We start from the raw sequence: 10,702 nt of genomic DNA on the forward strand, positions 1-10,702 counted from the left end.
GCGGCCTTGACCCGCAGCGGCTCACCGGTGGTGATGCCGCCCTCCAGGCCGCCGGCCCGGTCGGTGACCCGGCGCACGCCGGTGGCGGTCGGCATGATCTCGTCGTGCGCCTCGGAGCCACGGGAGCGGGCCTGCTGCCAGCCGTCGCCGATCTCCACGCCCTTGATGGCCTGGATGGACATCAGCGCGGTGGCCAGCCTGGCGTCGAGCTTGCGGTCCCACTGCACGTGGCTGCCCAGGCCCGGCGGCACCCCGTACGCCAGCACCTCGACCACGCCGCCGAGGGTGTCGGCGGCCTTCTTCGCGGCGTCGACCTCGGCGACCATCCGGGCGCTCGCCTCCGGGTCCAGGCAGCGCAGCGGGTCGGCGTCGATCCGCTCGGCGTCCTCCGGCCGGGGCCGCAGGCCCGGCTTGGCGGCGACCGGGCCGAGCTCCACCACGTGCGAGACGATCTCGATGCCGAGGGCCTGCTTCACCAGCGCCTTGGCCACCGTGCCGACGGCCACCCGGGCGGCGGTCTCCCGCGCGCTGGCCCGCTCCAGGATCGGCCGCGCGTCGGTGTGGCCGTACTTCTGCATGCCGGCCAGGTCGGCGTGGCCGGGCCGGGGGCGGGTCAGCGGGGCGTTGCGGGCCTGCCGGGCCAGCTCGTCGGGGTCCACCGGGTCGGCGGCCATCACGGTCTGCCACTTCGGCCACTCGGAGTTGCCGACCCGGATGGCGACCGGGCTGCCCAGGGTGACGCCGTGCCGCAGGCCGCCGATGACCTCGACCTCGTCCCGCTCGAACGACATCCGGGCGCCCCGGCCGTAGCCGAGCCGACGCCGGGCCAGTTCGTCGGAGATCTCCCGGGTGGTCACCTCGATCCCGGCGGGCACCCCCTCGAGCATCGCGACGAGGGCGGGACCGTGCGATTCACCTGCAGTCAGCCAGCGCAACACAGCGCTCAGTCTGCCACGCCGGGTGGTGGTGGCGGCAGCGCGCCCGCCGCGTCCCGCCCTACGGACAAAAGTGGCCGGGATCGTGCTACTCCACTGCAAGCACGCAGCGCCGCCGGTCCTACGACCGGCGCGCCTGGACGGGGTGTCATTCCTCGTCGTGCCTTGCCGACAACGCGACCGCCACCTCCGGCGTGCCTCGATCTGGCTGCTGGCTAGTCCAGGATCTCGACGACACCCCTCGGGTTGAGGTCGGCCCAGAGTTCAGCCGCCTCACGGTCGACGTCGCGGATGAGCACGCCGTGTCCTTCCAGTTTCGGATGATGCCGAGAGCGGAGCGACAACAACACGAGCCTGCCGACCAGCGTCACGGCCGCCAGCACCTGGGCCAGGAGCACCGCCACGGACAGTAGGCGTTGATCCTCTCCTACGGCGTCGACGACGGCGAGGAGCAGGATCACCGCTGCCGCGACGAGCACCCTGGGCATCATCCACCGTCCCCACCAGGCCTCCAGCCGGCAGGTGCGGCTAACCGCTTGGCGGTGACCTCGTCGACCATGAGGCTCACCGCCAGTCGGCTCACGCCCGGGTGGCGCAGGCAACAGACGGACACGACGGATCCCACTTCGCCACCGTTCACGATCGACCTCGGCAGCGGCGTCAACCTCTTCACCGCGTCCGGTGCCAACCGCACGTCCACTTTTGGTCTCATCCATCAACCGCATTCCGGTTAATTGCAGTACCAGCCACGGTACGACGCAGTGAAATGATGGTGGTTCCAGTTCCGGTCGTAGTAGAGCCTAACGCGCCCCTTGTAGGTCGCCCCCTTGCTGCGGCACCAGTGGTCGTAATGCAAATACATCACGCCAATTATGAAAGCCGCGATGGCGTAGGCCGCCGCGAACCAGCCCGTAAGGAAGCTGGCGATCAAACCGTACGCAAGTCCGTAGGTGCCGAGCCAGGCGAAATCTCCGTGGGACAGATAGCAGCTGAAGTCGGTACTGTAACGCCTGCCTCCGTACGATCCCCACCAGTAGTACCAATTCGACCAGTACTTGTTGTAGCGCCAGCACGACAGGGCGCCGGAGTGGTCGTGCTTGTTGACCGGGTCACCGGTGGAATACTCGTAGGAGTTCGCGTTACCGCCGTAGACCGGGTCGTTGGACAGGAAGCGACCGGTGGCGGGGTTGTAGATGCGGGCACCCATCAGGACGACTCCGCCCGGGGTGTCCGCGGCCCGCTGGGCCGAACCCTGCCAGCCGTACCGGCGGTTGCCCGCGTCGGCGCTGTTTCGCGCCAACCCGTACTCGGTGTACTCGCTCGTGTAGGCCAGTCCGGAGCCCGTCTCGGTCATCCCCGCCACGTTGTCACCGTTGACGTTGGTGATGACCCAGGTGACACCGGTCGTGTTGGCGAAGGTACCCGCGACGCCGGCCAAGCCGAACACCTGGCGGGTGCTGTTCCCGTTGCCTTCGTCGGTCCAGGCGGGCTTGTCCCCCTCGTCACTGTAGTGGTGCCGCTTTACCAGGCCAGTCGCCGTGTCGGTCCAGGAGCGGAACCGGTTGCTCACCACGTCCAGCGTGTACGTCGCCTGCCGGTTCCCCTGCACGGCGGTACGTGCCATGTCGTTCACGTGGTACGTGAACTGGGCACTCCCGCCTCCTGGCACTGCCGAGTCGGCTGCCGGCTGCGTGAGCGTCCGGCCCAGGGCGTCGTAGGTGTAACCGGTGTCGACGAGCCGGTCGGCGGAGTCGTGGCTCCACGTCTGGCTCGTCAGCGCGGTGACGGACTGGCACGCGCCACCGGTTCCGGCGCCGAAGGTGTTGAGATCGATCCGGTTGGTGGCCTGGTCGAAGCTGTACGCCCGGGTGGTGCACTGACCAGACAGGGTGTCCTGGACGGTAATCACCCGCCCCGCCTCGTCGTAGGCGTAGGCCCGGCCGGAGAGCGTCGAGGTGCTGACCCGCCGCTCGTCGCCTCCGCTGTAGCTGAGGGTCTCGGCATACACCGTGCAGTCGCTCTGGCCGCAGCCCGGCTTGACGTAGGTGAGGTTGGTGATGAGCCCGGCCTCGTTCAGCTGCACCGACGTCACGAGCCCGTTCGGCGAGGTCTGGGTGGCCAGCACGCCGTCCGCGTCGTAGCTGCCGACGAAGTTGCCCGACTGGCTGTCGGCGAGTTGCGTCGGAAGACCGCGGCGCTCCGAGCCCCCGTCGTAGGTCAACGTGCGGGTTCCCTTCCCGTCGTTGACCACGCTAGGGCGGGACGCGATGTCGTAGGTGGTCGTGGACACGTTGCCGTCCGCGTCCGTGAAGGAGGTGGACCGGCCCAGCGCGTCGTATCCACGGACGACCTGCGCCGTGACCACGCCCGACCCGTTCACCGTCTCGGTCCGGACCAGCTGGGCGCTGGCCTGGTCGTACACGTTGCGCCGCTTCTCGATCGGCTCGCCGGACGACACCGGGCCCGTGACGGTCCCTTCGAGCTGGCGGCCGGCGGCGTCGTAGGTGAGGGTGGTGGTCCGCTGGACGCCCGAGGAGTTCCGCTCGGTCACGGTCCGCTGCTGGCCGTAGAAGTCGTAGGTCGTGACCTTCGACAGCAGCTGCTGGCCCTGCTCCGGCTGACCAGCGGCGCTGTTCCAGCAGACGGCACCGGCCCACTCGGCACGGCCACCGCACTCGGGATGGATGGAGTTGGCCGCGGTCGTGTAGTAGACCGTCTGCCGGGTGGAGGGCGTCGTCGTCGAGTCGCCGCCGCCAGGACTCGTCTGGGAGACGACCGCGCCCCTGGCGTCGTACGCCGTCCGCGTGGTCAGGTCCAACCCGTCGGGGTCGACGATCTGGACCGTGGGCTGTTGCAACGTCCAGTCGTACTGGGTGGTGGAGGTACGGGTGTCGGCGTCGACGGCCTGGCCGGCGCTGACGTAGCTGACCGAGACCCGTTCTGTGGTGCCCAGGTTGTAGGGTCCGCCGGTTGCCGGCGCTCCCTCGTCGTAGGTGTACCGGGTGTGGGTCCGGCCGCGGACGACCGTGCCGGTCGACAGCATCACGTCGTGCTCCGGCCCGAAGCTCTCCAGCAGCTGCTGCCCGTCGGCGGAGTAGACCGAGGTCTCCCGCAGCTTCGCCGCCAGTTGGGCCTCGGCGGTGGCGTTGTCGGTGGTCGAGGCGTCGAGTGCCCGCTTACGGTTACCCGCGCCCAACTCGCCCACCGTGTTGCCGTAGCCGTCGTACCAGGTGGTGGTGAGGTGGCCGCCCGGCTCGGCGGTGTTGACCGTCCGCGCGTTCGCGTCCAGGTAGGCCACCGTCGCCCGCTCGTACGAGCTGGGCAGCGTGCCGATGGCCGGGTCGCCGGTCGGCACCTGGGTCGCCGGGAAGACCGCCGTGGCATCGGTCGGCGGCTCGGTCTGCGCCCACCGTGCGGTCTGCGTGCCGGACAGGTCGTACGGCGCCCCGGTGCCCGAGGTCGGCACCTGGTAGACCACCGTCTCCACCGAGGTGCCCGCGGTCAGCGCCGACCGGGTGACCTCGTGGAGTCGACCCTTGCCCGGGTCGTTCGGCACGGTGGTGTAGGAGAACTGCCAGGGCTGCTGGGCCGGCGGGGTCAGGGAGACGATGATGCCGTCGCCGTTGTAGTAGTACACGGTCCGCAGTTGCTGCGGCCCGCTGCCATTCGTGTAGTCCAGTCGCGGGTCGGAGAAGGTCCTCAGCCGACCGCCGCTGTCGTAGCTGTAGCGGGCGAGGACGACCGTCCGCATCGCCGGGGTGGCGAGGTCCGGGTCCCAGGCGGTGTAGGAGATTTGCTTGACCCGACCCAGAAAGTCACCCCAGGTGCCGTCGGCAAAGCCGGTGGCGGTCGTGGCGTTGGCGTAGGTGAAGGTCAGCGCGCGGCAGCCCTTGACCAGTGTGGTGCAAGTGACACCGGTCGGGACCGGCGCCAGCATTCGGGTCGGCCGCATGATGTCCGTCGTGCCGACCGTGACCTTCTCCCACGAGTACGTCGTGGTGGTGCCGGAGCCCGGCGCGGTGGCCGCGGTCGGCGTGTAGACGTTGACCGGGTCGGTCGAGGTGCGGGTGAAGGTGACGACGTTGCCCGCGCCGTCGGCCAGCGTGAAGGTGCTGGTGGCCGCATTGAAGGTCAGCTTGTAGGACTCCGCACCGACCTGCGGCTCGTAGTTCACCCCGGCGGTGTCGGCCTTGGTGAAGCCGATCGTCGAGTCGTCCGGCAGCTTGACCTGTACCAGGCTGCCATAGGTGGTCAGCCTGGTGTACGGAGCGTCGGCGTCGGAGGCCACCAGGCCGGAGACCCAGCCCGGCCCGAAGAGCGGGTCCGAGCCCTGCGGCTGACGGCTGTTCACGGTCCGTGAGATACCCAGGCCAGCAACCGACACATCGGACTGCGAGAGCTGGTAGTTGCCGGTGATCAAGTTGACCGAGCCGGGGCCCACCTGGGCGGTGTCCGCCGAGGCGAGGTTGCGGTCGAACCGGAACTTCACCGCGTCGGCCGGTGCGCCGTGATCACTCAGGTTGAAGTGAGGGCGGACCTGGACGGGACCGTCACGCGGGATGCTCGCCGCGTCGACTGAAGCCAGGGTGGCCGCGACGTCCCAGTTCAGCTTCGGCGCCGTGCCGTTGGAAAGCGCGACGGGCCAGGTGACCGCGCCGCCGCCGGCCGCGTAGGTGACGTGCGGGGCGGGAACGGTCACCCAGGCGTCCGAGCTGGCCCGCCGCCACTGATAGGTGACATCAACGAAGGACGGCGCGGCGGTCGAGCCGAGCACCGCCTTCGCGCCGCTGATATCCCCAGGCTTGGGCGAGGTGACCGCCCCGGAGCCCACCTTGAACGGGTAGTTACGCAGCTCGGTGACGTTGCCGGCCGAGTCGCGGCTACGCGCCCAGATGCTGTGCCAGCCCGCGGTCAGCGGCGTGATGTCCACCGTCGCCGGGGCACCGAGGGAGGGAGCGTTGACCACCTTGTTCGGCGGCTGGACGTCGAGGCTGTACTCGTACGCGGCGGCGTCGGCGATGCCGTTGGGGTCGAAGGTGAAGGCACCTGCGAGGTTGGCGTCACCGCCCCACTGGTTTTCCGGGTAGGTGGTGGAACTGATGATCGGCGGGCTGCCGATCGAGGTGTCCACGGTGAACTCGCAGAAGGACGACCAGGTGCCGTCGACCGTGCCGTCGTTCCCACGGACCCGCCACTTGTAGGAGGTGTTGGAAGCGAGGACACCGGCGGGCACGGTGGCACTGAACGTCGACCCGGAGGCCGCGGTGGCGGTGATGGAACTGCCCAGCTTGGTGGTACCGGTGAGCGTCCACCACTCGATCTCGGCCTTCACCGAGGAGCCCTCAGCGTCGGAGATGACCGACTTCAGCTGCGGGGTCGCCGTGTTCACCTTCGGTCGGGAGGCGCCGGTCACGCAGGCGGTGGCGGGCACCGTCGAGCGGGTTCCGACAGTCGGGTACGAGTTGTAGTTCACCACCGCGTACGGCACCTGGCTGCTGTCGACCGCGTTGCGGGAGCGGAACTGCTTGAAGCTGTTGGTGCTCGCCTCGTCCGTACCTCGCACGCCCATGTAGGCGGTGGACTGGTTGGCGGTGGCGGCCCGCTGGAAGAACGTCGTGCCGCTGATGGTCACCCAACCGTCGGCGCAGGTCGAGCCGCCCTTGGTCTGGGTCGAGGTCGCCTCCTTCTGCGTCCAGCTGGGCTGGGTGCCCCACCGGGTGGCCGACGAGGCGGCACCGGTGGTCCAGATCTCCCACGAGGTCGCGGTGCAGGTGTTCGACCAGAAGTTCCAGAAGTTCACCGTGGCAGAGGTGATCTGCTTGCCCTTGAGCGCGGAGACGCCCCAGTGCACGAAGGCCCGGGCCTTGGTGTTCGGGGAGCCGGCCAGCAGACCGAGCTGGAGGTCGTTCGCCCCACCCCGGTCGACCGTGTCACCCTCCTTCACGTAGGTGTCGAAGGTGGTGTAGAGCGGGTTGATCTGGGGGTCGATGGTGACCGGGTACTGGGTGGCCGGGTCCTTGAGCCACTTCAGGTCCGGGTCCAGCCGCATGGTGAGGCCACCGGCCTCGCGGGTCTGCCGGTTGGTGGGTCGCTCGGCCTTCGCGGACACCACGGCCCGCCGGGTCGGCTCCTCGGTGCCGGTGGCCCGTCGGGCGTCCCACATCTCCGGCGCCGGCACGGCCGCAATGGGCCGGCCCTTGACGTCCTTCAACATGAGCCCACCCGAGCTGTCCTGGGTGAACGACGACAGTCCCTTGCCGGTGAGCGGGAACGCCAGCGCCGGCAGCCGGTCCACGGCCTCCCGGTTCTTCACCGTGAGGAACTGCGCGAACCCGGTCCGGGTGGCCTCGACCACCAGGTCGATGCCGGTCGCCACCTCCGGGTAGGTCGCCCGGTTGCCGTTGAGCACCGGCGCGGGCAGGGCACCGCCCCAACCCATGCTGAGCCGGCCGTCTCCGACACCCACCGCGGCCAGCTCGCCGCCGGCCTTGCGGGCCCCGGAGATACGCAGCTCCAGAGGGTGTGCGAGGGCCCGGACGGAACCGTCCGCCGCCGGCTGGAGGGTGAGGTCGATCGGGACCCACTTGCCGTTCTGCTGCATCCGCACCGGACCGGCGTGGACCTTCGCCTCCACGTGCCCATCGGGGTGGGCGACGTACTCAGCGGACTCCGTCGTCATGCCGGTGATCCGAACCTGCTGGCCGGTCATCCGAGCGGTGATCAGCGCAGCCATCTCGTCGGGACGCTCCAACACCTCGACCGACTTCGGCCGGGGAGCCGCCTCAGCACGCTCGGCCGGTACGCCGGAGATGCTCGCCAGCAGGCTTGCAGCCAGAGCGACTGTCGTCGCCTGACCCCACCGAGATCTGACGGATCTACCCCATCTCGCCAATGAATAGATTGTTTGCGCACGCGCAGCTGCCATCAAAGCTCCCCCGTGTCCAGGCCAAATGGTGAGCCGGACGCTACGGTGAGCAGCGAAGATCGTCAATAAGAACTTTGCGTGACAACTGCAGCCGCTGGGCGGCGGCTTCTACCAGGCAAAACCTGACCACGGTCGATGGTGATCACCATCGGTAGAGGTCTCCAGAAGCACGGTCACCGTCGATGGCCGCCCCGGCAGACCACGTGACATTCGGGCTGCATCGGCCGTCAGTCCGTCAGGACCAGTCGAAGCGCATCCGAAGGCGCTCCGACAGGGCCTCGTTGTGCGGCGCGAAGTAGGCGCTCAGATCGGCTCGAACGTCGGGGTCCATAGCTTTGCTGCGCCGGTGATTGTGCGCCTCGTACGCCTTCAGTCGGTGCGGTGGAAGCCCCAGGAAGGCGAGCACCTGGGCGTGGCTGGCCGCCGGCTCGGTGTACAGCTTCTCGCTGGGCAGGATGAGCATCTGCGCGGGATCGAAGCGGGCCAGCCAGGGCTCCAGGTGCTCCAGGTAGCGGCCCCGCGCCCGGTACGTGTACCAGTCGTACGCGTCGCTGAAGCAGGTCGGGTCGGCGATCAACCGCTCCCGCTCCCCCGCCGTCCGCTCCTCCTCGCGCGCCAACGCCTCAGCGAAGTCCAGCGGTTCCTTGCCCTCGGTACGCCGCTCCTTCCAGTGGGAGTACGCGCGCTCCACCGGGTCACGCAGCAGGAAGATCAGCCGGACGTCCGGCAGCAGGTCGGCCACCCGCTGCGGAACGAGCGGGTGGAACATGTACAGCGGCGCCGCCTCGCCGACCCGGACGGGTCCACCGTGCCGCCGTTCCAGCGCCCGGCGCTGACGCTCGGTGGGGAAGTGCGAGCGGTACCACGCCTCGCCACGTCCCCAGTTCTCCTCGAAGTAGTGGGAGGTCTTGGTGTTCCAGGCGGGAAAGAGCCGGGGCACCAGGGGGTGGTCCAGCAGGTAGCGCCAGAGCGACGTGGTACCGCCGCGCTTCGTGCCGGCGATCAGGAAGTCCGGCAGCGGCCGCCGGTCGGCGGTTCGCTCGCCGTAACGAACCAGTGAGCTCCGCACCTGATGGGTGACCTGGTGCGGCACCACGCCCTTGAGCCGGTCGCGGATCGTCATGATTCCCCTCTCGTCACGCCGGTCCCGGCCGGAGCATCGTCACGGCGGCACGGACCGTACGGCGGACCCGCCGATCCAGCAGCAGCGCGGCGGCGGCAACCGCCAGCACCGCCAAGGCCAGGGCAAGGCCCGTTACGCCCCTCCCGGCCAGCAGTGCGCTCGCCACCACGACCACCCCCGTACCGCCGCCGGCGCCGAGGGCCGCCCATCCCAGCGACCGGGTGAGCAGCGGCTCCCCGACGACGGATCGGGCAGCCGCCGCGGCCAACAGGTTCTCCACGACGATCCCGGCGGCCCACGCGTAGGCGGCGCCGAGCGCGCCGTGGTCGGGAATCAGCAGTACGCCGAGGCCGACGGTGAGCGCCAGGCCGACCAGGGTCGCGTAAAGATGTCGGCGGCTGTTGCCGCTCATCAACAACATCGTCTGGACGATGCCGACCCCGGAGTTCACCATCATGCCCCCAGCGAGGACCACCAGTGGGGTGGCGCCGGCGGCGAACTCCTGCCCGAAGAGACTCAGGAAGCCCGGCGCGAACACCGCGAGGAGCAGGTAGGCGGGCCAGGACAGGATGATGACCAGCACCGTCACCCGCCGGTAGACCAGGGCCGCGTCCGGGTTGCGTCCCTGCCCGAGCAGCCGGGACAGCTGTGGCGCGACGGCCACCCGGAGCCCCTGCATGACGAGCAGTCCGGCGAGGGCGTAGCGGCCGACCGCGCTGAACACGCCGGCGTCCGTCGCGCCAGCCAGCGCCGAGGTGAGCAGGACACCCACCCACATGCTGCTCGCGTCGATGGCCGCCGATACCGCGCGGGGCAACGCGAAGCCCCAGAAAGTACGCCAGTCCGTGCCGTCCGGAAGCAGCCGGACGCCGGCCGACAGCCCGAGGGGTCGTACCAGCAGGACTCCGGCAGCCGCCACGGCCAGGGCGATCGGCAGTAGCCAGGCGCCGAAACCGACCACCACGCCGGCCCCGGTCGCCACCGTCGCCACCACCAACACGGGGCGGGCAAGGGGCAGCAGTACGTACTGGATGCCCACCACCGCGACCACCGGCCGCACCGCGCGGACGGCCGCGAGCAGCACTGTCATCGCGGCGGTGAGCGGCAACGCCACGAAGGCGAGGCGCAGCAGTGCCGGCCCGTCCGCCCCGTCGAAGAGAACTGGCGCGAGGTGGTCGACTGCGAACTCCCCGACCACCGCAAGGACGCCGGTGAGCAGCAGCACGGGCAGCAAGGCCACCGGCAGCAGCCGGGCCGCGTCGCCATCCGCCCCGGTCCTGCGCCGCGGCAGCGCCCAGACCAGTGCGGTGTCGGCGCCGGCGCAGCAGACCGCGCCCAGGATGGTGACCACGCCGATGGCGGTGAACATCGCGCCGGAGCCGGCCGGCCCCAGGCCCCGGACGATCACCACGGTCAGCACGAAGCCCAGCAGGCCGTTGACACCCGCCCCGGCGAGCCCGACCATCCCGCTGCGGGCGCTGCGGCGTACCTCCCGCTCGCCGGCCGACCCACCGGCGTCCGCGACGGCCGTGGCGGCCGCGCCGGTCGGCCGCGTTCCCGGATCGGTCATGCCATCCCTCCCTGGCGTGGCGAATCCGCGACCGATCGGTCCGGCTCGGACTCCGGCCGCCGGGCCGCCTCGCCCGCCGCCGAGGCGGTCGAGGCCGGCGCAGGAGGCGGGGTGGTGGCAGCCCGGGGCGCGGGTACGGCGGGCGTGGC

5 protein-coding genes are annotated in these 10,702 nt (G+C 70.1%); all 5 read right to left on the minus strand.

Annotation, left to right across the window (positions count from 1 at the left end; translation table 11 throughout):
- Positions 1–938 (minus strand): chorismate synthase (aroC, locus tag JNW89_RS16745; protein WP_238449626.1); only part of this gene is annotated, 938 nt, incomplete at its 3' end.
- Positions 939–1,150: 212 nt separating this feature from the next.
- Entirely contained in the window at positions 1,151–1,414 is a 264-nt protein-coding gene (locus tag JNW89_RS16750) for a hypothetical protein (RefSeq protein WP_238449627.1), read from the minus strand.
- A gap of 251 nt (positions 1,415–1,665) precedes the next feature.
- Entirely contained in the window at positions 1,666–7,689 is a 6,024-nt protein-coding gene (locus tag JNW89_RS16755) for an RHS repeat-associated core domain-containing protein (RefSeq protein WP_238449628.1), read from the minus strand.
- Positions 7,690–8,095: 406 nt separating this feature from the next.
- Positions 8,096–8,986, minus strand: coding sequence for a sulfotransferase domain-containing protein (locus tag JNW89_RS16760; protein WP_238449629.1), 891 nt, complete (start codon positions 8,984–8,986; stop codon positions 8,096–8,098).
- A 10-nt stretch (positions 8,987–8,996) separates the two neighbouring features.
- The gene (locus JNW89_RS16765) at positions 8,997–10,553 is read right to left on the minus strand and encodes a lipopolysaccharide biosynthesis protein (RefSeq protein ID WP_375155110.1); all 1,557 of its coding nucleotides are present in this window, start codon (positions 10,551–10,553) and stop codon (positions 8,997–8,999) included.
- Positions 10,554–10,702 lie beyond the last annotated feature (149 nt).

The organism is Micromonospora sp. 4G55 (genome assembly GCF_016803375.1).